This window comes from Marichromatium gracile (assembly GCF_004343155.1).
Lineage (GTDB): Bacteria > Pseudomonadota > Gammaproteobacteria > Chromatiales > Chromatiaceae > Marichromatium > Marichromatium gracile.
The window spans coordinates 161,904-186,006 of record NZ_SMDC01000007.1; the positions used below are offsets into that span (position 1 = coordinate 161,904).

A 24,103-nucleotide genomic window follows, 5' to 3' on the forward strand; every position below is an offset into this window, starting at 1 on the left:
GAGGGTTTTTCAGTCGAAGGGCAAGGTCAGTCGGTCGTCGATCTCGCAGGCGCCTTGCTCGCAGCCGGGGTTGGCGGTGCCGCCGCCGTCCGGGTAGTGCACGAGCGTGACCGAGAGGTGGCGCCAGTCGGTGCCGATCCGCCATTGCCTGCCCGGACCCGGCAGGGTCTGACGGCCCGGGATCAGGGTTCGACCGCGGGTTGCGGCGATGGCCGAGGTGATCGTCCGACCCCGGGTGTCGACCGGCGCGAACTCGACATGGGCGCTGCCGGTTCGGGCGTCCGCCGTCGTCGGGACGCAGAGGGTGACCGACTCGACGGCGAGCAGGTCGCCTGGCTTGGCTGCCAGCGGCTGATCGGCCTCGACCAGCCTGGTGCTGTGGTTGACCGCGACCAGCAGGGCCTCGATGGCGATGGCCGGCGGTATGTCTCCGGGGCCGCTCGTCGCTCGACACTCGACGGCCTGGGGCGCTGCTGTCGCAGCGGGTGTGCTGTCGGATGGGTGCTCCGGGTGCACCGGCGGATACAGCAGCAATCCGCTCAGGGTCAGCGCGGTGCCGATCAGCAAGGCAGCTCGCTGGCGGGCGCGGGAGAGTTCGAGCAAGCGCCCGATCCTGCCGGTCAGGGCGAGCAGCAGCAGGAGCAACCCGGCGAGGACGAGCCAGGATGCGGGATGACCGATCAGCAGCGGTGAGATGTCGAGTGTCATGTCGCAGGCTTCCCGAGCAGGGGGTCAGCTCAGCCGGCTGATCCTCAGCCGAATCTGCCCCGCGTTGTTGTCGTAATGATCCGGCGCATCATTGGCGTAGCACAGCAGCATGCCGCTTGCCGGTGGCTGGAAGCGTTCGGCCGGATGCGCGCCGAGGCAGAAGTGGTGGCGGGCGCCGCTGTCCTCTCGGATCTCGCCGACCAGCTCGAACCAGTTCGCCTCGGGGTGCTGGCGCTGGTTCTCGAACAGATGGATCACCGGGCGGAGCAGGCGGCGCAGGCCGCGCAGATCCTGTCGGTCCCAGCCGTCGGCCGAGCAGGGTGGCAGCTCGCCGTCCTGCCAGACCTGGGTCGGACTGAGTGCGAAGGTGTAGGTTGCGCCGGCCTCGAGATGGAGCCGCCAGGGCTGGTCGGCGAGATCGCGGGTGCGGGCGGCGACCTCGATCTCGACCTCCTGCCCAGGGGCGAGGTGACCGTCGGCCGGTAGTTCGGTGAGCGGGTTGGGATGGTCCTCAGCCCAGCGATCAAGGGTCGCGGCGAAGGGGGCGAGTGGCTGCGGTCGCCACCAGGCGCAGTCGCGCCAGCGCTGGCCGACGCTGGTATGGAGGTCCACCTGCTGATGCGGGGCGTGGGCATGGAGCTGGGGACGTGTCTCGCGCTGCAGGCGCGCCGGGTCGCGTTCGCCCGCGGTGTAGGGGAAGGGGATGTCGTCGTCGACGAAGATGCAGGGATCCTCGGGGGCCAGACCCTCGAGGACCGGTTCATGGTGCTTGAAGTGACGGCTGACATCGACCTCGATGTGCCGGGTGTCGCTCTCCAGACCGAGATCGCCGGCCTGCTCGAGCATCCAGCGCAGGGTGATGCTCGAGAGTCCGCGCTTGACGAAGCTGCCGCCACCGATGCAGCCGTGGTCGCCGGGAAACCAGGTCTCGCGCACCTGGGTGCGGGTCGGGTCATCGGCATCGGCGAGGGTGACCATGAATTGAGCGCGGGCCTCGTCGATCGCGACGGCATGGGCGACCTGCTCGACGTGCGCGCCGATGCGGTTGTTGTGGAAGCGGTAGCGGCGGTTGAGCGCACGGTCGAGGGTCAGTCCGGGGATGACGTCGGGGAAGCCGAGGCTGCCGACCGTGTCCCAGCAACCGAGCAGACGGATCGGTGCAGGTTGCGGGTTGTGACGGTCGCGAAACGCGCGATAACGGGCGACCTCGTCGCTGTCTGCGTCGGGGTCGCGATAGAACTCGTAGGCCTCGCGGATATAGCGCAGCTGATGACGCTGCAGCAGGCCGGCGGCGCCGATCAGTCCGGCGAGGCTGCGCACCGTATAGGCGCCGCGGCTGAAGCCGAACAGATAGATCTCGTCATCGGGCTGGTGGTTGAGCACCAGGAAGCGGTAGGCGTCCATGATGTTCTTGTCGATCCCGCGCCCGAAGGCGCCGCCGATGATGGCGGTGAACTCGCGGCTGAGCGCGCCGATGCCGCCCTCGGCGCCGACACCCTCGTCGTAATAGACGACCTGTTCGGTCGTGCTGTCGTCGCATTGTGTCCGTATCGCCTGGGCGAGCTGGACGACATTGGTGGGGTAGTCGGATTCGAGATGTTGCCAGGTGCCGTCGCAGCAGACGATGAGCCGTTTCATGCGTGGGTCCTCGTGTACCTGCAGTTGTGTTGCTGACGCTGACGACTGAAAGCATAGGCTTGCAGGGGTTTTGTGTACACGAAAAGGTTTCTTTGCTCGCGCCCATCACCCGATGTCCTCGCGCCACCTGCCCGAGGGCGACGTGCAGCAACCGCCGCCGCGCCCTATCGCCTCGCGCTTGCTGGATCTGGTAGCCTGCCGACCGGACCGGTCCCGCCCGCCCCCAGGTCGGGGACGCCCTATTTGAGTGGCACACGCGCTCGGCGCCCGCCGGAGCCTTGTGTCTGTGACTGATCTTCCCGAGGAGGCACGCCCTGATCGCGTGCTCGATGCCGATGAACATTGCCCATTACGCCCAGACCCGTCATGCCACCAAGGCCTTCGATCCCGAGCGTCGGATCCCCGAGGCCGAGATCGAGACGCTGCGCGCGCTGTTGCGCAATGCCCCCTCGTCGGTCAACGCCCAGCCGTGGCACTTCGTCATCGCCGCCACCGAGTCCGGCAAGGCGCGGGTGAGCATGTCCACCGAGGCCGGCCACACCTACAACACGCCGAAGATCGTCGATGCCTCGCACGTGGTCGTCCTCTGCGCACGCACCGAGATCGATGACGACTATCTCGAACACCTGCTGGCACAGGAGCGCGCCGATGGTCGCTTCCCGACCGAGGAGGCCGAGGCGCGTCAGCGGGCCACCCGGGGGTTCTATGTCGGACTGCATCGCGATGAGCTGGGCGATCTCGATCAGTGGGCCGAGAAGCAGGTCTATCTGGCGCTGGGTTCGCTCCTGCTCGGCGCGGCGACCCTGGGCATCGATGCCTGCCCGATCGAGGGTTTCAATCGCGAGGTACTCGATGTCGAGCTGGGGCTGCGCGAGCGTGGGCTGAGTGCCGTGGTGTTGGTCGCGCTCGGCTATCGCGCCGAGACCGACTTCAACGCAGGACTGCCGAAATCGCGACTTCAGGAACAGGAAGTGTTCAGTGATTTGTGAATTCAAGACGGATTGAGCGTAAGATTTTGTTTTTTATCGTCGTAAATTAATTCGACGTAAACTTTTAGTGTTCTGTTTTGGGCCGATTGACAAGGCGCTCAGCGCCGCTGAATCGCTGCTTACTCAACATTTTTAGTCTTTACGTGTGCGAATTTTGTCTCGAACTCGGCTTTTCTTGCCGTGAGATCAGTTTTAATAGGGGTGTCAATCATCTCGACGTGTACATTTCGTGTTTTCTGCCTTTGCCCGCTTCGTCAACCATTCCGTCGCGCCACTCGCGTGATGCCGATCGTTTTCAACCTTCCATGAACGCGAGTCCTTATCGAGATGATTGAGGCCCTGACCCTGATCCTGACCTGTCAGCTGCTGGGCGAGAGTCTCGTCCTGCTGTTCGGGTGGCCGCTTCCCGGGCCGGTGCTGGGGATGCTGTTGCTGTTCCTGCTGCTGGTGGTGCGCGGCGGGCTCGCCGCGCGCGTTGCCGAGACCGCCGACGGGTTGCTCGCGCATCTGCCGCTGCTGTTCATCCCCGCCGGAGTCGGGGTGATGGTCCACTGGGAGCTGCTCTATGCCCACTGGCAGGCGCTGGGCGCGGCGCTGTTGTTCGGTACCCTGATCGCCCTGGTGGCGACGGCGCTGGCCATGCAGGGCACGCTCTGGGTGGTGCGCCGAGTACGGGCGGCGAGGGCGCGGTCGTGACCGAGATGCCGCTCGAGACGCTATGGGTCTATCTCGCCGCGCGGCCGCTGTTCTGGCTGACCCTCACCCTGCTGGTGTGGCTCGGCGCGCGCAGGCTCCAGGCCTGGTGCGGGGGGCTGGCGCTGCTCAATCCGGTGGTGCTGAGCATCGCGACCCTGATCGGGCTGCTGGTGCTCACCGACACGCCTTATGCGCAGTACTTCGACGGTGCCCAGTTCATCCACTTCCTGCTCGGTCCGGCGACCGTGGCGCTGGCCATCCCGCTCTATCGGCTGCGCGCCGAGCTACACGTGCTGGCGCTGCCGATCACGGTTGCCCTGGTGGTCGGGGCGGTGGTGGCGGTCGTCAGTGCGGTGGGGCTGGCGGCGGCCCTCGGCGCGGATCGCGCGGTGCTGCTCTCGCTCGCGCCCAAGTCGGTGACCACGCCGGTGGCGATGGGGATCGCCGAGAAGCTCGGCGGCATCCCGGCGCTGACCGCCGCCCTGGTGGTGCTCACCGGCCTGGTCGGGGCGCTGTTCGGGGTCGGGGTGCTGCGCCGTCTGGGGATCCGCGATCCGGCGGTGATCGGGGTGGCCCTGGGCACCGCCGCGCACGGCATCGGGACCGCCCGGGCCTTCCAGCTCGGTCATCGCGAGGGCGCGATGGCGGGTCTGGCGATGGGACTCTCGGCGGTGCTCACCGCGCTGCTGCTGCCGTTGCTGCCGCGCGGCTTGGCGCTGCTCGGGATGTAGGGGGGATCAGCCATCAGCGACCAGCGATCAGCCACCAGTGAGGGGAGGTGGTTTGTCTCGTCGTCGCGCAGCTGATGGCAGGCCGACACCGAAGACGGGTCGCGTTCTTCGCGCCTCTGGCAGCTTTGCGGTTGCGGGGCATTGGGCGCAGGCATCTAGTATAGACGCCCACTGGCGGCTGGCGGCCCTTCCCCAAACGCCGACGGCGGCCCGGAGGCCGCCGTCGGATCATGCGAGCTGACGAGAGGTCAGCGGATCAGGCGTGCTTGCGGCGGCGGCTGCCGGCGAAGCCGATGCCGAGCAGACCGGCGCCGAGCAGGCCGAGGGTGGCCGGCTCGGGGATGCTGCCGGTGACCGAGCCGTCGAGAGGTTGCTGGCGGACGGCGGCCGGACCGCTGGGGCCGGCGACGAGCAGCAGCTGGTCGGGCGTCGGGATCGGCGGATCGACGTTGGTGTCGAGTTCCAGCGTCGGGGTGCCACCGGCGCTGAGCTTGTCGAAGGCATCGACGAAGACGCCGTTGTCGTCCTGGATGAACAGGAAGTTATCCACGACGAAGGTGATGTCGAAGTACAGGTACAGGTTGGCTGGGGAAAGCAGCGAACCGGTGAGTTCGCCGGTCAGCACCAGACGGTCATTGGTGTCGTCGTTGAGGTCGTTGAAATAGACGTCGAAGGTGCCGCTGGTATAGGTCGGGCCGCTGGCGTCGAGGTCACCGTAGAAGGTGTACTCGACCTGCAGGTCCCAGGTCTGCAGGAAGCCTTCGTTGTCGGTCGCGAGCGGCGGTACCAGCGGGCTCAGGGCGTCGATGTCGCACTGGCCGAGCGGGCAGTTCGGCATGACCAGATCGACGGTGGAGACGCCGTCGAGCGCGGTCCCGGAGGTCGGGATGCCGTAGCTGGCGAGCGTGGCGGGGTCGTTGGTGTCGAAGAAGGACCCGGCCACCGAGCCGTCGGTGAAGTCGTAGATCGAGGTCGCGAGCAGCTGGCTGTAGCCGAACTCGCTGAAGGTCCCGGTCATGGTGTTCGCGTCCGGCGCGCCGATGAAGCGGGTGGCGTCGTAGCTGTTGTCCGGGAGATTGAGATACATCAGGCCGGCGCTGGCGACATTGGCGGTCAGTGCGGTCGCTGCGGCCAGCGAGATCGTCAAGGTCTTCATGGTTTCACTCCTGCGAGGTTGAGCTGTATGCGCGCTGTCGGGGCGTCGTCGGCAGCTTCCTTTGCCGGAGTCACGCGGCCCTCGCTGGAGTTGTATGCAGATGTTGGGCCAGATTTTTTTGTTATTATTTTTCAATTACTTGAGAATTTTGATTGGATTTATGCAGGCATGTGAGGGGCGGGTTGTAAAGTCTGCCGACACTCCTGTGCAGGGCGTTTCGGGGGTCAGTAACGCACCCGCCAGCCGGTGGCGATGAGGGTGTCGTCGGCATAGAAGTCGCCGAAGGTGCCGTCCTCGCCGTCGAAGTAGTGCGCCCCGAGATAGAACTCGTGGGGCTCGCGGGCGATATAGGCGATCTCGGGGTTGAGATACAGGTCGTGGCGGTTGAGTCCGGCGGCGAAACGCAGCCGACCGCGCCAGCGACCCTGGCCCCACTCGCTCTCGAGCTGGCCGTTGAGGCTCAGGGTGTCGACCCAGTCGATCACCGGCGGCGCGTCGAGCAGGTGCCGCCCGGCCAGCTGCAGGTTGATGCGGGTGTCGGCGTCGCCCGGATAGAACTCGATGCCGGCCACCCAGTCGAGCCCGGCGACGGTGTCGAGACGCAGGTCGCGGGTGGTCACCGGGACATCGCTGAGCCAGGCGGCCTCGAGCCGCAGCGTGGCGCCGCCGACCACCACCCCGAGGTCTCCGCCGAGGATGGTGGTGTAGGGGTGACGCCCGAGGAAGGTCGGGCGCTCGCCGCCGGCGGCGAGCGCGCTGGCGACATCGGCGCCGTCGAGCAGCGCACGCCGCACCGCCGGGTCGAGTTCGTAGTAGGGCAGTGAGTGACGGGTGTGCTGCACGGTGAGTGCGTAGTCGAGACCGCTGAGGCTGTGGCTGAAGCGCAGACCGGCGCCGGCGCCGCCGGGGCGATCGTCGCCCGTGCTGGCGCCGCGCACCAGGGCCGCGAGCAGTGGATCGGAGCGGATCCCCAGCAGCCGCCCCTGGTCACGGTCGACCGGGTACCAGACGCTGTCGTCGTCGGGCAGCTCGGCGGGACGGAATGCCGGGATCACCACCAGGTCGAGCTTGTGATCGGTGCCGAACTCCTCCCAGCGCAGCAGCGGCACGGCGCGGCGGCGGTCGTCGAGTTCATCGATGGCAAAGCGGCTGATGTCCTGCACCGAGAGCCGGTCGGTCGGCGGGATCTCGTCGACCCGCCCCCAGAGCACGGTCTGGGTGCCGAGGGTGACGCGTCGCTGCGGGTTGCGGTAGCGCAGATAGCTCTCGTCGTAGTCGAGCGCGAGCGCGCGCAAGCGGTCGGCGCCGGACTGGGCGTCGCCATCGAGGCGTAGTGCCGCGCGCAGCTCCCAGGCCGGCGCCGGGCGCCACGCGGCGGCGACCACCCCGGTGAAGTGGGCGCTGGTGGCCGCGCGCGCCTCGCCCTCGGTGAAGGCGCCGAACTCGGTCCACAGTCGGTCGATGCCGAGTTCCAACGTGTGTCGCTCGATCGGCGCCGTCGGCTCGGGCAGCACCGCTGCCGGCGTCTCGGGCGTGCCGATGATCAGCACCTCCTGCGCCTGGATGGGGGCTGCGGCGAGCGCGAGCAGCAGCGGTGCGAGGGCGCGTGCGCTCATGGCCGGAACCTGGACTCGAATACCGGGTCCTCGAGCGCGCGGCGCGAGAACAGCACTGGGTCGAGTCCGCTGTCATAGCGGGTGAGGGTGCTGGTCATCCGCGTCTGGTGGCCGCTGTCGAGATCGGTCATGAGGCTGTCGGTCACCGTCCAGTAGCCCTGGATGCGCTCGAGTCGGCGGGCGGTGAAGCGCTTGAAGGGCTGGTTCTGGCCGGGACGGAAGAAGTCGATACGCAGCGCCACCAGCGCCTCGGGGTGGATCCAGCTCAGCCGCTTGCCGTAGACCGAGTTGCCCGGATCGACCGGGGTGCTCTCGAGCACCTCGGTGCGCACCCCCTCGTAGGTCTCCTGGCGCAGCCAGCGGTGTTCGTCGAGGGCGACGCGGCGATCGCGCAGGTCCTCGTAGAACAGGTCCGAGCCGACGAAGCGCCCGCCCTGGCGGGCGGCGGGGATGCGCCTGGGCTTGCCGAGCGCGGGCAGATAGACCCACTGGTCGCTCTCGCCGGCGCGATGGTCGATGGTCAGCAGTCCGGTGTCGGCGATGTCGCCCGGCGCGGTGAAGCGGATCAGGGTGGAGACCTCGCCGCCACCCTGGTCGCGACGGTAGATGAACATCTCGCGGGTGCGCGGGGCGTGGCCGCGCTCCTGCAGCACCATGGTGCCGCGGGTGGTGAGGTCGCGCCCGTCGGGGCGGTCGTAGACCTGCTGGGCGAGGCGCTCCCCCTTGGGGTCGGCGTGCACCGGGGTGAGCAGGGCGCAGGCGAGCAGCAGCGCGAGCGCCGTTGTCCAGTGATGCGTTCGTGGCGGCGTGAGCCGTCGTGACGTCCGCTGGGGGCGGGGCGATGGCGTCGACATGGGCTTCCTCGCTTCAGGCTCGGTGGCGCGGCGGTCCGCAAGGCCCGGCGCGGCGCTTGGGGGGTTCAGTGGGGCGCGTTGGCGGTGCTCGCGCATCCGGTTCGCGCCCCACTGACACTGCGCAAAGTCTGGTGCGATTTCACCGACCTGTCCAGTCCGCTCGCGCGCGCCGTTCGCGCAGTCGTCCGACGGCCATCAGCAACGCCGGGAAGAGCAGCAGATCGAAGATCAGCGCGGTGAGCAGACCGACGGCGGTGAGCAGGCCGAACTCGCGCGTCGGCACGAACGCCGAGCTGCCGAGCAGCAGGAACTGGCCGCACAGGATCAGCGTGGTGGCGACCACCGCACGACCGCTGTGCTGATAGGCACGGGCCAGCGCCCAGACCCGCGAGCCGTGCGCGGCGAGGTTGCGACGGTAGGCGTGGAAGAGATGGATGGTGTCGTCGATGGCGATGCCAGCGGTGACGCTGGCGATCATCGCGGTGGCCATGTCGAGCCAGATCCCGAGCACCCCCATGGCGATGAAGATCAGCAGGATCGGCGCGATGTTCGGCACCATGCACAGCGCGGCGTCGCCGGGGCGGCGCCACATCGCCAGCATGAACAGCGAGATCAGCACCACGGCGGCGGCCAGTCCGCGGATCTGGCCGTCGATGAGCAGCCGCTCCTGATCGGCGAACAGCCTGCCGAACCCGGCCACCTGCACATCCATGCCCTGCAGGTCGAGTTCCGCGAGCCGCGTCTCGATCCGCGCGATGAAGGCGTTGATCGCGCGCGCGCCACGGATGTCGAGATTGAGCGTCAGCCGGGTGCGCGCGAACTCGCGATCGACCAGCTCGTAGAGGTCGGTGCCGTCGTAGATGAAGAGATACTGGGCGATCAGTCGGGGGTCGCGGGGCAGGGTGCGGTAGTCGGCCCGTTCGTCGTGGAAGCCCCAGTGCATCTCCTCGATCAGGTCGACCATCGACAGGGTATGGCCGACCTCGGGCTGGTCCTCGAGCCATCCCTGCACGGTGTCGATCAGCGCCAGGCGCTCGGGGCGCTTGAGCGCGTCGCGCGCGCCGGCGTCGAACACCAGCTCCAGGGTGGTGGTGCCGATCAGGCGCTCCTGGATGCGGGTGTTGGCCTGGGTGATGGGGTGCGCCGGGGTGAAGAAGCGCAGCATGTCGGTCTCGGTATGGATGCGCCAGATCTGCGGTACCCCCAACGCCAGTACCAGGGCGGTGACGGCGAGCACCCAACCGGCGTGACGCATGCCGAGATGGCGCAGCCGTCCGACCGCGTGGTCGAGCGGTCGCAGTGTCCGGCGGGTTTGCCACTCGCCACGGTCCCAGCGCGCGAAGATCGGCGGCACCAACCCGATCACGATCGCGCACTGTGCGAGCATCCCCGCTGCTGCGACCAGCCCGAAGGCGGCGATCGGCTGGATCGGGCTGAAACCGAGCGAGGCCAGCCCGGCGGCGGTGGTCAAGGCGGTGAACAGGGTGGGGCGGGCGACCCGGCGTCGCGCCCAGTCGATGCGCGCGCTCCCGGCGAGTCCGTGACGCGATGCCTGGGCCAGGGCGTTGAGCCAATGGATCAGCGAGGCGATGGTCAGCGCCGACATCAGCGGCGGCAGGAGGGCCGAGACCAGGGTGTAGGGCTTGCCGGCGAGCACCAGCAGGGCGACGGTGAGGTTGACCACCACCGCGATCACCAGGGCGCTGACCGCCACCGCCAGCACCCGCCTGAACATCAGCCAGATGATCAGCAGGCCGAACCCCATGGTTGCCGGTACGAAGATCAGGGTGTCGTGGATCATCGCGCGCAGCTGCGCGACGTCGAGCGCCACCTGTCCGGCGATGGCCGTCAGCCGTCCCTCCAGTCCGGCCGCGGCGATGGCCGCGCGGGTGTCCTGTTCGAGCGCGAGACGCTGCAGGCTGTCGCTGAGTTCGAGCGGGCGCACGATCAGCGCCATGGCCCGGCCGTCGTCGGCGACCAGGTAGGAGGCGGCGAGGCGATCGTCGAGCACCCGTTGGCGGCGCTCGGCGGGGGTGAGTGCGGCGGCGATCTCGGCATCGAGCAGTGGCTCGACGACGAAGCCCTCGGCGGTGCCGCTGATGTGGTCGACACCGGCCACCGCCAGCACCCGCTCGACCCTGGGGTTGCGCTCGATGTCCTCGATCAGCCCGAAGAAGGGCTGGAGGAAGGCGTCGCTGAACAGGTCCTCGCCCTCGAACAGGGCGATCAGCACCTGATCCGGGGGGAAGTCCGCGCGCAGCGCCGACTCGAAGCGTACCGCCGGGGCGTCACCCGGGAAGTAGGCCTCGGGGGCGTTGTCGAGATGGAGTCTGGGTAACAGGGCGCCCGAGAGCGCGCCGAGCAACAGCAGCAGCGCGAGTGCGAGCGCCCCGGGGAGGCGTGGGACTGTCATGCCAGGGTCCTTGTCCTTGGTCGAGGGTGATTGTCCGGCGCTCAGCTCGTCTCGCGCATGCGCTTGAGCTGGTGTCTGGCGATCGCCAGACCGATGCGCTGCAGCGGGTTGCGATTGCCGCCGGGACGCCAGGTGACGCTGAGCTTGTTGCGATAGGCGTCGAAGTGCAATGCCCGCGGTGCGGCGATCACCCGGCCACGCCCGGTGAGCAGCTTGAGGACCTGGGTCGCGGCGATCCCGGCGCAGAGCTCGCAGGCCATCGGCGTCGAGGGGCCGAGGTGTTGGTCGAAGTCGACCGCCTCGGGTGCGACCAGATAGCTGCGCTGGAGCATCGCCGGCGACAGCCCGAGGAGGAAGCGGATCAGCTGCTCGTCCTCGCTCCTGCCCTCGAGCTGGAAGTAGTCCTCGAAGCCCATCCCGCCCGGCACGAACACCAGCACCGCAGCGCCCATGCCGAGCGGCGCGGCGGTGACCGCCGGGATCGATTTGCGCGCGCAGGCGGCGAATACCAGCCGGCGCGCCTCGACGGCGAAGTAGTCGAGCCCGTCGACATAGATGTCGACGTCCTCGAGAAAGGCGTCGACGTTGGCGGCCTTGATCCCGTCGGGGAAGGCCCGGATCTCCAGTTCAGGGTTGACGTCGCGCGCCATCTCCGAGACCACCTCGATCTTGGGGCGGTCGATCGAGCGCAGCGAGGCGCCGGCCTGGCGATTGAAGTTGACCAGACCGAAGGTGTCGAAGTCGGAGATGCTGAAGGCGCCCAGCCCGAGCCGGGTGAGGGTCATCAGGTGACTGCCGCCGACGCCGCCGAGTCCGGCGATGGCTACGCGCCGCTGGCGCAGGTCCTGCTGTTCCTGTCGGGTCAGCCAGCCGATGTTGCGGCTGAACGCGGTCTCGAAGTCGAATCTGTGTAAGGGCATGACGATCTCGGATATGGTGACTCAGGGCGCGCGCAGTAGGTTACATGCACACGGTGTTGGCAATGCGCGGCGTCTGAGTTCATTCCCATCACCCGGGGTCGCCACGGTTCACCGCGTCGCCTGGCTTCCGGGTGTTGCCGGAAGGCCGAAGCTGTGCGGCGATGGCCGTCGTCGTGGCCGTTGCTCAGCGGAGACGGGGGCGCGTTGAGTTTGCGTCCACGATCCGGCATGATCGCTCGGGCCTTGCGGGGTATCCATCGCGTGTTCTTGCGTCCGTCCACGCACTCGGCAAGGACGGACGACGGGGCGGACGGCTGCTGTCCATCCATTGAATCGGTCGTTGAGGGGAGAACGATGACGAGCTTGACGGTGTTGCGCAAGTGGTGGCTGGTTGCCGTGGTTCTGGCCCCGTTGGGGAGCGGCTGCGAGGCCGGGCGCTCGACCGGCGATCCCGGCGAGCTGATGAGCGAAGGCCAGAGTGCGCTCGCCGAGGGTGAGTGGCGCGCCGCCGTCATCGCCTTCAAGAACCTGTTGCAGGCCGAGCCGCAGAACGCCGAGGCGCGGGTGTTGCTGGGGCGCGCCTTCCTGAGGCTGGGGGACGCGGTCGCCGCCGAGCAGGAGTTCGAGCGCGCGCAGCGCCTCGGTGCCGAGCCGTTGGCGCTGCAGCCCTGGCTGGCGCGGGCCTGGCTGATCCAGGGCGAGCTGGCGCGCCTCGATGCGCTTTCCGTCCCTGAGCAAGCCAGCGATGCGCTGCGTGCTGAAATCTTGGCCATCAAGTCGGAAGCCGCCTTGCGAGAGGGTGACGGCGAGCGCGCCGAGCGTGAGGCAGTGGCTGCGCTGCAAGCCGATGATACGTCGTTTCGTGCACAGTTGGCGATGGCCAAAGTCCATTTCAATTCCGCCAGGATGGCCGATGCCCGCGCCTTGGCCGAGCGGGCGGTCGCGGCCGACGATCAGGCGGTTGTCGGCGGCGCATGGGCGCTGCTGGCCGATATCGCGCGGACTGAAGACGACCTTGCCGGCGCCGAGGCGGCTTATGGCAAGGCGATGAAGTCGCCCACCGAGCAGGTCAGGGCGCAACTCGGCCGGACCTATGTGCGCATCCAGGCCGGCAAGTTCGACGAGGCGCAGCAGGATATCGATCGCCTGCGCCGGGTGATCAAGGACAGCGTCCTGGTCGACTATGCCCAGGGCATGCTGCACTACAGCCGGCAGGACTTTTCCGCGGCGATCGAGTCGCTCGATGCCGCCCTCGGTGACAGCCCCGAATTCGGCCCCGCGCTCTATCTCGCCGGCGCCACCCGACTCGCCCTGGGCGAGCCCGAGCTGGCGCTGATCCATCTCCAGCGCGCCGTCTCCGAACGTCCCGATGACCTTGCCGCACGCCGCCTGCTGGCGACTGCGCTGCTCCAGGCCGGCGATGTCGCCGAGGCCGAGGGGCAGGCGCGGCGCATCCTCGAACAGGCCCCCGACGATCTGCCCACCATGGATCTGCTGGCCTCGGCGCTGATGCGTCAGGGCAAGCGCGACGAGGGCATCGGCTATCTGCGCCGGGTCAAGGCCGAGATTCCCGAGTCGGCGACCGTCAGCGCACGCCTCGGTGCGGCGCTGCTCGATCAGGGCGATGCCGAGGAGGGCGTGCGCGCGCTGCAGGACGCACTCGAACAGGCGCCGGACTTCGAGGGCGCGAGCGAGCAACTGATCATCGGGCAGCTGCGCAGCGGCGACCTCGACAGTGCACTCGAGGCCGCGCGCGCCTATCGTGACCGGGCACCCGATTCGGTGCGTGCGCTGGCGCTGCTCGGTGCGGTGCATCTGCGCCGCCAGGAGCCCGAGGCCGCTGCCGAGGTGTTCAACGCCGCGTTGGAGCGCGATCCCGGCAGTCTCGCCGCGCTCAGCGGATTGGCGGTGATCCGTCTCGGCAGCGGTGACATGGATGGTGCGCGCGCCGAACTCGAACGCGGGCTCGAACATCACCCCGACAGCGTGCCGTTGCTGATCGCGTTGGCCAGGATCGCCGTCTCGCAGGACGACCTGGCTGGCGCCGACGCTTATCTGCGCCGCGCCCGCGCGGCCGATCCCGAGGCACTCGAGCCGCAGCTCTATCGCGCCGCCTATCAGCTGCGCACCGATGCCCCCGAGCAGGCGCTGCGTACCGCCACCGAGGCGTTGGATGCCTTCCCGGACAATGCCCTGCTGCTCGGCCTGGTGGCCGATGCCGAGCTGGCGTTGCAGCGCTATGGCGATGCCGCCTCGACGCTCGCACGACTCGCCCGCCTGACCCCGCAGGATCCCAGGGTTCTGGTCTCGCTGGCCTCGGCGCGTCTCGGTCTCGGTGATCTCGAGGCCGCCGGCGAGGCGCTGGAGCGGGCGCAGCGGATCGACGAGGGCTTCGTCCCCGCGCTGCGAGGGTTGGCGCGGCTGGCGCTCGCCGAGCGTGATCAGGAGACGGCCCAGCGCTGGCTGCGGGTCCTGGCGTCGCGTCTCGGCGACGATCACCCCGAGGTGCTGCTGATCGCCGGCCGGTTGGCGCAGCTGCAAGGCAATCGCGCCGCTGCGGCGGCGGCCTTCGAGCGCCTGCTCGAGAGTGCCGATGTTGCGCCCGTGCCGGGCGGTGCGCTGTGGGGGGCCGCAGAGCAGCTGGTGCTCGGTCAGCTGCGCGCCGGCGACCCCGACGCCGCGCTGGAAGCGGCCGAAGCGCTGCGCGCGCGTCGCCCCGAGGCGGCACGAGGTCATGTGCTGGTCGGTCAGGTGCTGCGACGCATGGAGCGTGACGACGAGGCGAGGACCGCTTGGCGGCGCGCGCTCGAACTCGATCCGGCCAATGTCGCGGCGAGCAGCGGCCTGGCCGAGCTGGCGCTCGAGGCCGGTGATCCGGCTGCGGCGCAGAGGCTCTACGAGGCCGCGCACCAGGCCCACCCCGAGGCAATCGCGCCGCTGGTCGGGCTGGCGCAGGTGGCGCTGCAGCGTGACGATCGCGTGGCCACCGAGGCCTATCTCGAGGCCGCAGTGGCGCTCAATCAAAGCGCGCTGCAGCCGCGGCTCTATCTCGCCGCCTTCCATCTGCGCGCCGGTGATCCGGCCCGCGTGCTTGCGGTGCTCGAACCGGTGCGCGCGGATCACCCCGAGGACCTCAACCTGCTCGCACTGAGCGGCGAGGCCGAGCTTGCGCTCAAGCGCTATCAGGCCGCGCGCGACACCCTGCTGCGTCTCACCGAGCTGGTGCCGACGGCCAAGTCCTTCGTCGCGCTCGCCTTCGCCGAGGCCGGGCTGGAGCGCCCGCAACGGATGGCGCGGGCGTTCGAGTCGGCGCTCGCGCTCGACCCCGAGTCGGTGCCGGCGCTCAGTGGTCTGGCGCAGTACGCGATCGTCCAGGGCGAGGTCGACGAGGCCGTCGCGCGCATCGCCGCATTGCGCGAGGTCGTCGGTGCCGAGCACCCCGATGTGCTCGCCCTCGAGGGTCGTCTGGCGCTGCGTCAGGGCGAGGTCGAGGAGGCCCGGTCGCGCTTTCGTGCGCTGCTCGAGGAGGCGCCCTCGGGGCTCAATCTGCGACGCCTGACCCAGGCGCAGCTGGCCGCAGGCGAGCCCGAGACCGCCGCAGCCGAGATGACCCAATGGCTCGACGGCAACCCGGAGGATATCGAGACCCGCTTCGCGCTCGCCCAGCTCTATCTCGATCAGCTCGACCAGCCCGATGCGGCGACCGAGCAGTTCGAGCAGGTGCTCGAGACCCAGCCCGAGAACCTGATCGCGCTCAACAATCTCGCCTGGCTGCTGCGTGAGCGCGATCCGGCGCGTGCGATCGATCTCGCCCGGCGCGCCCACGGTCTCGCCCCGTCCGTGCCCAGCATCACCGATACCCTGGCGATGGTGCTGCTCGGCGCCGGTGAGATCGAGGAGGCAGGCGCCCTGATCGACCAGGCGCTCGCCGTCGCGCCGGGCAATGTCACCATGCAGTTCCACAAGGCGCGCATCCTCCACGCCGCTGGCGAGGACGCCAAGGCACGGGTGTTGCTCCAGTCGCTGCTGCGAGGGACCGAGGACTTCGCCGAGCGCGGGCAGGCCGAGGCGTTGTTGCGCCAGCTCGATGGCAGAGTAGATCAGCGCCAGGATGAAGGTTGATCGACAGTGTGCCGATGATGCACGGAAGGTCTTCGAACGCTTGATCCCAGACGCGTCGGCACGCCTGCAGATCGCTCAGGTACTGGCCACCGATGTGCTGGTCGTTGCTGCTCACGATGCCGGGAACTGGAACCTGAATCTCGATATCAATGGGGCCTTTGTTCGGCTGAATTTTGGCCAAGAATACGCCGTGGAAGTCGATCGGCACGGTTGTCTGCTTGCCGGCATGAAGTCTGGAATCCCTGCCCAGGTCGACTCGGTGAAGTTTTTGGGCCACCAAGGTCGAAAGAGCGTGACAGCGGTTCGTGCGGAAGGGGTGCCTGACTTGCTGATCAAGGTGCCAGGCTCGGTTGGCTGTTTGATCAATCTGGACGGCGCTGCTCCGTCACTGGAGCGGCTGCTGCCGTCTCATCAGGCGTTTTGTCTGAGGGCCATCCGCCATACTCGGATCAAGCCGCGGATGTGCCGGGCGCATTCGACTGGCGCAATCGCCTATCTTGCTGAATTGCTCGGCCTCACGATCCCCGATCCAAGCTACATCTCGGCTCCGTTCGAGGGGCAGGGGGATTCGAGGGAATCTTCTGCGCTATCAGAGGCCATGTCATCAAGTGAGGTCCAAGCCGGTCACCCTGCTCGGGTCTCGATGTTGACCACACGGTACCTTCGCGATCCTGCGGTGGTTCGGGCGGCTAGGGAGCGAGCGAATGGCGTCTGTGAGCATTGTGGAAAGCCTGCACCCTTCGTGTCCCGCGAAACAGGCCAACCCTTCCTTGAGGTGCACCATTTGACTCCGCTTGCTGAGAAGGGAGAAGACGTCCTCGATAATGTGAAGGCGCTATGCCCTAACTGTCACCGTCAACTGCATCACGGCTAGCGGAAGGGGCCTGCCAGAATTGACTCCCCTGCACGGGCCGGGCTGACGTTCGCCCTTGGGTGCGGAACTCGATCCCGTTTTCTGTTATCGTCCGAAACTTGTCTACGAGTGTCCCGGACCCCCAGGGTCTTCACTGACTAGCCCGGTGCCGAACACCTCGCGTGCGGCGCGCCGGTCTCCTCTCGACGGTCTCCGCGCCGAATGGGCCTTCATCCCGGATGCGGATGGAGCGGTCCGCAGGTCCGGGATGGACAGCCACAGAGCGGACGTCTGCGCGGCGTCGTGTACGGGTTCGGTGCGTCTGCCGTGAGCGCCGGGACACGCGACGATCCGGCGCGCGTTGCCACTGAACATCCGCGAGCACCCATGACTGACTCCAATGCCCTCATCCGTGAGCGTCTCGAACGCTCGATCCTGATCCTCGATGGCGCCATGGGCACCATGATCCAGCGTCATGGTCTGTCCGAGGCCGACTATCGTGGCGAGCGCTTCGCCGACTGGTCCTGCGACCTCAAGGGTAACAATGACCTGCTGGTGCTCACCCAGCCCGAGGTCATCGTCGGCATCCATCGCGACTATCTCGAAGCCGGCGCCGACATCATCGAGACCAACACCTTCAACGCCACCTCGGTGGCGATGGCCGACTACGGCATGGAGGCGCTCGCCCGCGAGATCAATGTGGAGGCGGCGCGACTGGCCCGCGTCGCCGCCGATGCCTGTTCGACCCCGGAGCGTCCGCGCTTCGTCGCCGGCGTGCTCGGCCCGACCAACCGCACCGCCTCGATCTCGCCCGACGTCAACGATCCGGGCAAGCGCAACATCGACTTCGACACCCTGGTGGCGGCCTATGCCGAGTCCACCCGCGGGTTGATCGAGGGCGGCGCCGACCTGATCCTGATCGAGACCATCTTCGACACCCTCAACGCCAAGGCCGCGGTGTTCGCCGTGCGTCAGGTGTTCGACGAGGACGGGGTGGAGCGCCCGATCATGCTCTCGGGCACCATCACCGACCAGTCCGGGCGCACCCTCACCGGCCAGACCACCGAGGCCTTCTACAACTCGCTGCGTCACGCCGAGCCGCTCTCGATCGGGCTCAACTGCGCGCTCGGTCCGAGCGAGCTGCGTCCCTATGTCGAGGAGCTGTCGCGGATCGCCGACTGCCACGTCTCGGCCCATCCCAACGCCGGACTGCCCAACGAACTCGGCGGCTACGACCTCGACCCCGAGACCATGGCCGGGCAGGTCTCGGAGTGGGCGCGCAGCGGCTTTCTCAACATCGTCGGCGGCTGCTGCGGCACCACCCCGGATCACATCCGCGCGATCGCCGCGGCGGTCGCCGAGGTCTCGCCGCGACAGCGTCCCGAGATCGCCCCGGCCTGTCGGCTCTCCGGGCTCGAACCGCTCAACATCGGCGCCGATGGGCTGTTCGTCAACGTCGGCGAGCGCACCAACGTCACCGGCTCGGCGCGCTTTCGCCGGCTGATCAAGGAAGAGGACTACGACACCGCGCTCAGCGTCGCGCTCGAGCAGGTCGAGAACGGCGCTCAGGTGATCGACGTCAACATGGACGAGGGGCTGCTCGATGCGGTTGCGGCGATGCGTCGCTTCCTCAACCTGGTCGCCGCCGAGCCCGAGATCGCCCGGGTGCCGGTGATGGTCGACTCCTCCAAGTGGGAGGTGATCGAGACCGGGCTGAAGTGCGTCCAGGGCAAGCCGATCGTCAACTCGATCTCGCTCAAGGAAGGCGAGGAGAAGTTCCTCCACCAGGCGCGGCTGTGTCGACGCTACGGCGCGGCGGTGGTGGTGATGGCCTTCGACGAGGTCGGCCAGGCCGATACCCGTGCGCGCAAGGTCGAGATCTGTACCCGCGCCTATCGGCTGCTCACCGAGCGGGTCGGCTTCCCGCCCGAGGACATCATCTTCGACCCCAACATCTTTGCCGTCGCCACCGGCATCGAGGAACACGACAACTACGCCGTCGACTTCATCGAGGCGGTGGCCGAGATCAAGCGCACCCTGCCGCACGCCAAGATCTCCGGGGGCGTGTCCAACGTCTCCTTCTCCTTCCGCGGCAACAACCCGGTGCGCGAGGCGATCCACGCCGTCTTCCTCTATCACGCCATCCGCGCCGGCATGGACATGGGCATCGTCAACGCCGGTCAGCTCGCCATCTACGACGACCTGCCCGAGGCGCTGCGCGAGGCGGTCGAAGACGTCATCCTCAACCGTCGCGCCGACGGCACCGAACGGCTGCTCGACATCGCCCCCGAGTATCAGGCCGGCGGCGGTGGCGGCGAGTCGCGCCAGCAGGATCAGGAGTGGCGTAGCTGGCCGGTGGAGAAGCGCCTGGAGCATGCCCTGGTCAAGGGCATCACCGAGTACATCGACGAGGACACCGAGGCGGCGCGTCAGGCCCTGGGGCGTCCGCTGCACGTCATCGAGGGACCGCTGATGGCGGGCATGAACCATGTCGGCGACCTGTTCGGTGCCGGCAAGATGTTCCTGCCGCAGGTGGTCAAGTCGGCGCGGGTGATGAAGAAGGCGGTGGCCTATCTGTTCCCCTTCCTCGAGGCCGAGCGCGCCGCCTCCGGCGCCGAGGAGCAGCACAACGGTCGCATCCTGATGGCCACCGTCAAGGGTGACGTGCACGACATCGGCAAGAACATCGTCGGCGTGGTGCTGCAGTGCAACAATTACGAGGTGATCGACATCGGCGTCATGGTCCCGGCCGAGACCATCCTCCAGCGCGCCCGCGAGGAGCGGGTCGACATCATCGGGCTGTCCGGGCTGATCACCCCCTCGCTCGACGAGATGGTGCACGTGGCCAAGGAACTGGAGCGTCAGGGCATGAACATGCCGCTGCTGATCGGCGGCGCGACCACCTCCAAGCTCCATACCGCGATCAAGATCGCGCCCCAGCGCGAGGCCCCGGTGATCTATGTCCCCGATGCCTCGCGCGCGGTCGGTGTCGCCTCCAACCTGCTCAGCGAGGGGCAGCGCGCCGGCTATATCGCCGGCATCCGCGAGGAATACGCCAAGGTGCGCGCCGATCGCGAGGGCAAGCGCACGGCGCGCAAGGCGATGCCGATCGATGCGGCGCGCGCCAACCGGGCGGGATTCGACTGGGCGGCCTACCAGCCGCCGCGCCCGGCGCTGCTCGATCCCGCGTTCACCGCCCCCGAGGGGCTCGACCTGCGTCTGGAGCGCGTCGGCGACGGGGTGATCGCGGTGATCGAGGACTATCCGCTCGACGACCTGGTCGGCTGCATCGACTGGACGCCCTTCTTCAAGGCCTGGGAGCTGGCCGGCAAGTTCCCGGCGATCCTCGAGGACGAGATCGTCGGCAAGGAGGCGAGCGAGCTCTATGCCGAGGCGCTGCCCTTCCTCGATCAATTGGTGCGCGAGCGTTGGTTGCGCGCGCGCTGCGTGTTCGGCTTCTTCCCCGCCAACGCCTGGGGCGAGGACGACATCGCGCTCTACGCCGACGAGGCGCGCGCCGAGCCGCAGGTGGTGCTCCATCATCTGCGCCAGCAGATGTTGCGCGCCCAGGACGGCACCCAGCCGAATCTCTGTCTGAGCGACTATCTGGCCCCGCACGACTCGGGCCGGGCCGACTATCTCGGCGCCTTCGCGGTCTCCACCGGGCACGGCATCGATGCGCATCTCGAACGCTTCGAGGCCGATCACGACGACTACAGCGCGATCATGCTCAAGGCGCTCGCCGACCGCCTCGCCGAGGCCTTCGCCGAGCGGCTGCACCAGTTGGTGCGCACCCGCTTCTGGGGCTATGCCGCCGACGAGGCCCTCGACAACGATGCGCTGATCGCCGAGCGCTATCGCGGTATCCGCCCGGCGCCGGGCTATGCCGCCTGCCCCGATCACACCGAGAAGGGCACCCTGTGGCAGCTGCTCGAACCCGAGCGGCGCATCGATCTCAGCCTCACCGAGAACTATGCGATGTGGCCGACGGCGGCGGTCTCGGGGTGGTACTTCTCGCACCCCGAGTCGCGCTATTTCGGCATCGGCCGGGTGCAGAAGGATCAGGTCGAGGACTATGCCGTGCGCAAGGGCATGACGCTCGCGGAGGCCGAGCGCTGGCTCTCGCCGGTGCTGGGCTACGATGCCTGAGATGCGTCCCGATCATCGCATCGAGCCGCGTACCGGCGCCATCCTGGTGACCGGTCCGGCGCGCAGCGGCAAGAGCGAGTGGGCCGAGCGTCTGGCGCGTGACTCCGGGTTGACGGTGGTCTATGTCGCCACCGCCGCGCTCGACCCCGAGGACGCCGAGTGGTGCGCGCGCATCGAGGCGCACCGCGTGCGCCGCCCGCCCGAGTGGCTGACCTGCGAGGCGCCGACCGCGCTGGTCGCGGCGCTGGCCGAGCACGACCGCACCGGTCACTGTCTGCTGGTCGACTCGCTCGGCACCTGGGTGGCCAACTGGCTGGAGGCCGCCGAGGCCGAATGGGCGATCGAGGTCGAGCGTCTGCTCGAGCAGCTCGGGCGTACCCGCGCGCCGGTGATCCTGGTCGCCGAGGAGACCGGCTGGGGCGTGATCCCGGCGCACCCGCAGGGTCGGCTGTTTCGCGATCGGCTCGGCGCCCTGACCCGACGGCTGGGGCCGCGCTGCGCGGCGAGCTATCTGGTCAGCGCCGGACATGCCGTCGATCTCTCCCGACTCGGTATCCCCATCGACTGATCCGCCGATGTCCAGGTTCGCTTCTCGCATGCGCCACATCTGGGTCTGGTGCCTGCCGCTGGTCGTGCTGTGCTGGCACCCGCCGTTGGCCGCCGCGCCCGCGCCGAGCGTGGCCAGCACCAATCTCTGCGCCGACCTGCTGTTGCTGGCCGTCGCCGATCCCCGACAGATCCGCTCGGTCTCGGTACAGAGCCAGCGGCCCGGCTCGCCGCGCGCGGCGCTCGCCGAGCGTTATCCCGGGAATCGGGGGCGCGTCGAGGAGTTGCTCCATCTCAAGCCCGACATCGCCCTGGTCTACAGCGGCTGGGGCGGGCGGCGCCACGCCGGGCTGCTCGCCGAGCGCGGGGTGCGGTTGATCGAGTTGCCCTATCCGCATGACTGGGACGACAGCCTGGAGACGGCGCGCGCGGTCGCCGCCACGATCGGGCGTGCCGAGGCCGGGGCCGCGCTGGCCGCCGAGGCGCGCCGCCGGATGCGCGCGCTCGCCGGGCGGCTTGCCGGTCGGCGTGCGCTCTATCTGCGCCCGAGCGGCGGCAGTGCCGGGGCCGGGACCTATGTCGACGGACTGATGCGCCATCTCGGGCTGGTCAACCTCGCCGCCGAGGCAGGCCATCGCGGCTGGGGCCGCTTCCCGCTGGAGCGGCTGGTGAGCGATCCGCCGGATCTCTTCCTGCTCGGCTATTTCGATCGCCGCCAGCCGCCGAGCGCCTCGACCTACGCCCGTCACCCGCTGTTTCGCGACCAGCTCGCGCGCATCCCCGCGGTGCGGGTGCCGGGCGATGCCTGGGGCTGCGGCGGGCTGGAGCTGGTCGCGGCGGCCGAGGCCATCGTCGCCGCGGTCGAGGCGCTGCCGCCGTCGAGCGTCGGGGGAGGGCGGTGATGCGCCGGTTGTTCGCGCCCTGGTCGCTGAACCTCGCGCTGCTCGTGGCGCTCGCGCTCGCCAGCCTGCTCTCGCTCGGTCTCGGTGCCGCGCCGCTCACGCCGGGCGAGGTGCTCGCCGGGTTGCTCGGTACCGGCAGCACCGAGCAACGGCTGATCGTGCAGCAGATCCGGCTGCCGCGGGTGGTGCTGGCCTGGCTGGTCGGCGCCGCGTTGGGGGCCAGCGGTGCCGCGTTGCAAGGGTTGCTGCGCAATCCCCTGGCCGAACCCGGGCTGCTGGGGATCTCGGCGAGCGCCGGACTCGGCGCCGTGCTCACCCTGCATTTCGGTCTCACCGCCATCAGCCTGTGGCTGTTGCCGGGGGCGGCGATGCTGTTCGCGCTGCTTGCCACCCTGGCGCTCTATCTGCTCACCCGGCGCGGCGCCAGCAACCTGACGCTGATCCTCGCCGGGGTGGCGCTCTCGGCGCTCGCCGGGGCGCTGACCTCGCTGGCGCTCAACCTCGCGCCCAATCCGGCGAGCGTGCAGGATATCGTGCTCTGGCTGCTCGGCTCGATCAGCGATCGCAGCTTCGACGACGTGCTGCTGGCACTGCCCTTCGTGGTGCTGGGGCTCATGCTGCTGCTGGCCACCGCGCCGGCGCTGGAGGTGCTCGCACTCGGCGAGGCCGAGGCGGCGAGCCTGGGGGTCGATCTGGCGCGGCTGCGCGGGCTGATCGTGCTCGGCGCGGCGCTGGCGGTGGGCTCGACCGTGGCGGTGAGCGGCACCATCGGTTTCGTCGGTCTGGTGGTGCCGCATCTGCTGCGTCGGCTGGTACACCACCGTCCCGGCGCCTTGCTGGTGCCGAGCGCACTCGGCGGCGCGCTGCTGGTGCTGGTCGCCGACATCGCGCTGCGTCTGCTCGACACCCCGCGCGAGCTGATGCTCGGGGTGGTCACCGCGCTGGTCGGCGCGCCCTTCTTCCTGGCGCTGGTACTGCGCTCGCGCGGGGCGCCGGGATGAGCCTGCTGACGGTCGATGGGCTGGAGGTCCGGATCGGCGCGCGGACGCTGTTGCGCGAGGTCGCGCTCGCCCTCGAGGCCGGCGAGCTGCTCGGGGTGGTCGGTCCCAACGGTTCGGGCAAGAGCACCCTGGTCAAGGCGATCGCCCAACTGCTGCCCCATCGCGGCGAGGTGCGGCTCGCCGGCGAGCCGCTGGCGCGGCTGCCGGCGCGCCAGCGGGCGCGGCGTCTGGCCTATCTCGGTCAGGACGACGGCGTGCGCTGGCCGATCTCGGTGGCTGATCTGGTCGCGCTCGGGCGCCATCCCTGGCAGTCCGGCGGCTGGGGCGGCGCCTCGGCGGCGCGCGCCGCGCGCGATCGCGAGGCCGTCGAGCGCGCGCTCGTCGCCGCCGAGGTCGAGGCGCTGCGCGCGCGCCGGCTCGACACCCTCTCCGGCGGCGAGCGCGCGCGCGCCAGGCTGGCGCGCGCGCTCGCCGTCGAGGCCCCGCTGCTGCTCGCTGACGAGCCGATCGCCGCCGCCGACCCGCGTCATCAGCTCCGCATCATGGAGCTGTTGCGCGCACACTGCGCGCGCGGCGCCGGGGTGGTGCTGGTGCTCCACGACCTCACCCTGGCCAGCCGCTTCTGCGATCGCCTGCTGCTGCTCCACCAGGGGCGGGCGCTGGCGCAGGGGCGGCCCGGAGAGGTGCTCGACGCGGCCAATCTGCGCGCGGCCTATGGCATCGAGGTGCTGGGCGGCAGTCACCAGGGCGAGCCCTATCTGATCCCCTGGCGTTGTCTCGACGATCACTGAGCCGCCGACGCGGCGGGA

17 protein-coding genes are annotated in these 24,103 nt (G+C 69.0%); 10 read left to right on the top strand and 7 right to left on the bottom strand.

The window, feature by feature from the left end:
* Positions 1-9: 9 nt before the first annotated feature.
* Together EDC29_RS11600 and EDC29_RS11605 are read right to left on the bottom strand one after the other, a co-directional pair.
* Complete coding sequence (locus tag EDC29_RS11600; protein ID WP_132229954.1) at positions 10-708, bottom strand: hypothetical protein; 699 nt, start codon at positions 706-708, stop codon at positions 10-12.
* A 24-nt stretch (positions 709-732) separates the two neighbouring features.
* A complete protein-coding gene (locus EDC29_RS11605) occupies positions 733-2,346 on the bottom strand; it encodes a DUF2235 domain-containing protein (protein ID WP_132229956.1) in 1,614 nt (537 codons plus the stop codon).
* A 329-nt stretch (positions 2,347-2,675) separates the two neighbouring features.
* Between EDC29_RS11605 and nfsB the strand changes: the two genes are divergently transcribed.
* From nfsB to EDC29_RS11620, 3 genes are all read left to right on the top strand, one after another.
* The gene (gene nfsB, locus EDC29_RS11610) at positions 2,676-3,335 is read left to right on the top strand and encodes an oxygen-insensitive NAD(P)H nitroreductase (RefSeq protein ID WP_200189219.1); all 660 of its coding nucleotides are present in this window, start codon (positions 2,676-2,678) and stop codon (positions 3,333-3,335) included.
* Positions 3,336-3,662: 327 nt separating this feature from the next.
* Entirely contained in the window at positions 3,663-4,031 is a 369-nt protein-coding gene (locus EDC29_RS11615; protein WP_123141237.1) for a CidA/LrgA family protein, read from the top strand.
* Between the two features lie 5 nt (positions 4,032-4,036).
* A complete protein-coding gene (locus EDC29_RS11620) occupies positions 4,037-4,762 on the top strand; it encodes an LrgB family protein (RefSeq protein ID WP_123141264.1) in 726 nt (241 codons plus the stop codon).
* Between the two features lie 256 nt (positions 4,763-5,018).
* On the opposite strand, the gene EDC29_RS11625 is transcribed toward EDC29_RS11620, so the two are convergent.
* The 5 genes from EDC29_RS11625 to EDC29_RS11645 all read right to left on the bottom strand — a co-directional run bounded on the left by EDC29_RS11625 (position 5,019) and on the right by EDC29_RS11645 (position 11,721).
* Positions 5,019-5,918: a PEP-CTERM sorting domain-containing protein gene (locus EDC29_RS11625; RefSeq protein ID WP_132229958.1), complete on the bottom strand. Its 900-nt coding sequence runs from the start codon at positions 5,916-5,918 to the stop codon at positions 5,019-5,021.
* 224 nt (positions 5,919-6,142) lie between these two features.
* On the bottom strand, positions 6,143-7,534 hold the full coding sequence (locus EDC29_RS11630; protein WP_132229960.1) for a hypothetical protein: 1,392 nt from the start codon (positions 7,532-7,534) through the stop codon (positions 6,143-6,145).
* Positions 7,531-8,388 carry an outer membrane lipoprotein-sorting protein gene (locus EDC29_RS11635; protein WP_132229962.1) on the bottom strand — a complete coding sequence of 286 codons (858 nt, stop codon included), beginning with the start codon at positions 8,386-8,388 and terminating at the stop codon, positions 7,531-7,533. Before EDC29_RS11635 ends, EDC29_RS11630 begins: the two co-directional genes overlap by 4 nt.
* A 139-nt stretch (positions 8,389-8,527) precedes the next feature.
* A complete protein-coding gene (locus tag EDC29_RS11640; protein ID WP_132229964.1) occupies positions 8,528-10,801 on the bottom strand; it encodes an efflux RND transporter permease subunit in 2,274 nt (757 codons plus the stop codon).
* A 41-nt stretch (positions 10,802-10,842) separates the two neighbouring features.
* Positions 10,843-11,721 (bottom strand): ThiF family adenylyltransferase, encoded by an 879-nt coding sequence (locus tag EDC29_RS11645; RefSeq protein ID WP_123141232.1) that lies wholly within the window; start codon positions 11,719-11,721, stop codon positions 10,843-10,845.
* Between the two features lie 354 nt (positions 11,722-12,075).
* On the opposite strand from EDC29_RS11645, the gene prsT reads away from it, so the two are divergent.
* The 7 genes from prsT (at position 12,076) to EDC29_RS11680 (ending at position 24,085) form a co-directional block, all read left to right on the top strand.
* Positions 12,076-15,843 carry an XrtA/PEP-CTERM system TPR-repeat protein PrsT gene (gene prsT / locus EDC29_RS11650; protein ID WP_165913499.1) on the top strand — a complete coding sequence of 1,256 codons (3,768 nt, stop codon included), beginning with the start codon at positions 12,076-12,078 and terminating at the stop codon, positions 15,841-15,843.
* Entirely contained in the window at positions 15,833-16,717 is an 885-nt protein-coding gene (locus tag EDC29_RS11655) for an HNH endonuclease (protein ID WP_200189224.1), read from the top strand. The genes prsT and EDC29_RS11655 overlap by 11 nt, the downstream gene beginning before the upstream one ends.
* A gap of 366 nt (positions 16,718-17,083) precedes the next feature.
* Entirely contained in the window at positions 17,084-20,845 is a 3,762-nt protein-coding gene (metH, locus tag EDC29_RS11660) for a methionine synthase (RefSeq protein WP_132229968.1), read from the top strand.
* Positions 20,838-21,413 (top strand): bifunctional adenosylcobinamide kinase/adenosylcobinamide-phosphate guanylyltransferase, encoded by a 576-nt coding sequence (gene cobU, locus EDC29_RS11665; protein ID WP_132229970.1) that lies wholly within the window; start codon positions 20,838-20,840, stop codon positions 21,411-21,413. The genes metH and cobU overlap by 8 nt, the downstream gene beginning before the upstream one ends.
* A gap of 28 nt (positions 21,414-21,441) precedes the next feature.
* On the top strand, positions 21,442-22,293 hold the full coding sequence (locus EDC29_RS11670) for an ABC transporter substrate-binding protein (protein WP_223806157.1): 852 nt from the start codon (positions 21,442-21,444) through the stop codon (positions 22,291-22,293).
* A complete protein-coding gene (locus tag EDC29_RS11675) occupies positions 22,293-23,294 on the top strand; it encodes a FecCD family ABC transporter permease (protein ID WP_123143246.1) in 1,002 nt (333 codons plus the stop codon). The genes EDC29_RS11670 and EDC29_RS11675 overlap by 1 nt, the downstream gene beginning before the upstream one ends.
* Complete coding sequence (locus EDC29_RS11680) at positions 23,291-24,085, top strand: ABC transporter ATP-binding protein (protein WP_132229972.1); 795 nt, start codon at positions 23,291-23,293, stop codon at positions 24,083-24,085. The genes EDC29_RS11675 and EDC29_RS11680 overlap by 4 nt, the downstream gene beginning before the upstream one ends.
* Positions 24,086-24,103: the final 18 nt, after the last annotated feature.

Bases quoted from the DNA above. Each gene is read 5' to 3' on its own strand.
- EDC29_RS11600 (WP_132229954.1), bottom strand. From the start codon at position 708: ATGACACTCGACATCTCACCGCTGCTGATCGGTCATCCCGCATCCTGG.
- EDC29_RS11605 (WP_132229956.1), bottom strand. From the start codon at position 2,346: ATGAAACGGCTCATCGTCTGCTGCGACGGCACCTGGCAACATCTCGAA.
- nfsB (WP_200189219.1), top strand. From the start codon at position 2,676: ATGCCGATGAACATTGCCCATTACGCCCAGACCCGTCATGCCACCAAG.
- EDC29_RS11615 (WP_123141237.1), top strand. From the start codon at position 3,663: ATGATTGAGGCCCTGACCCTGATCCTGACCTGTCAGCTGCTGGGCGAG.
- EDC29_RS11620 (WP_123141264.1), top strand. From the start codon at position 4,037: ATGCCGCTCGAGACGCTATGGGTCTATCTCGCCGCGCGGCCGCTGTTC.
- EDC29_RS11625 (WP_132229958.1), bottom strand. From the start codon at position 5,918: ATGAAGACCTTGACGATCTCGCTGGCCGCAGCGACCGCACTGACCGCC.
- EDC29_RS11630 (WP_132229960.1), bottom strand. From the start codon at position 7,534: ATGAGCGCACGCGCCCTCGCACCGCTGCTGCTCGCGCTCGCCGCAGCC.
- EDC29_RS11635 (WP_132229962.1), bottom strand. From the start codon at position 8,388: ATGTCGACGCCATCGCCCCGCCCCCAGCGGACGTCACGACGGCTCACG.
- EDC29_RS11640 (WP_132229964.1), bottom strand. From the start codon at position 10,801: ATGACAGTCCCACGCCTCCCCGGGGCGCTCGCACTCGCGCTGCTGCTG.
- EDC29_RS11645 (WP_123141232.1), bottom strand. From the start codon at position 11,721: ATGCCCTTACACAGATTCGACTTCGAGACCGCGTTCAGCCGCAACATC.
- prsT (WP_165913499.1), top strand. From the start codon at position 12,076: ATGACGAGCTTGACGGTGTTGCGCAAGTGGTGGCTGGTTGCCGTGGTT.
- EDC29_RS11655 (WP_200189224.1), top strand. From the start codon at position 15,833: ATGAAGGTTGATCGACAGTGTGCCGATGATGCACGGAAGGTCTTCGAA.
- metH (WP_132229968.1), top strand. From the start codon at position 17,084: ATGACTGACTCCAATGCCCTCATCCGTGAGCGTCTCGAACGCTCGATC.
- cobU (WP_132229970.1), top strand. From the start codon at position 20,838: ATGCCTGAGATGCGTCCCGATCATCGCATCGAGCCGCGTACCGGCGCC.
- EDC29_RS11670 (WP_223806157.1), top strand. From the start codon at position 21,442: ATGCGCCACATCTGGGTCTGGTGCCTGCCGCTGGTCGTGCTGTGCTGG.
- EDC29_RS11675 (WP_123143246.1), top strand. From the start codon at position 22,293: ATGCGCCGGTTGTTCGCGCCCTGGTCGCTGAACCTCGCGCTGCTCGTG.
- EDC29_RS11680 (WP_132229972.1), top strand. From the start codon at position 23,291: ATGAGCCTGCTGACGGTCGATGGGCTGGAGGTCCGGATCGGCGCGCGG.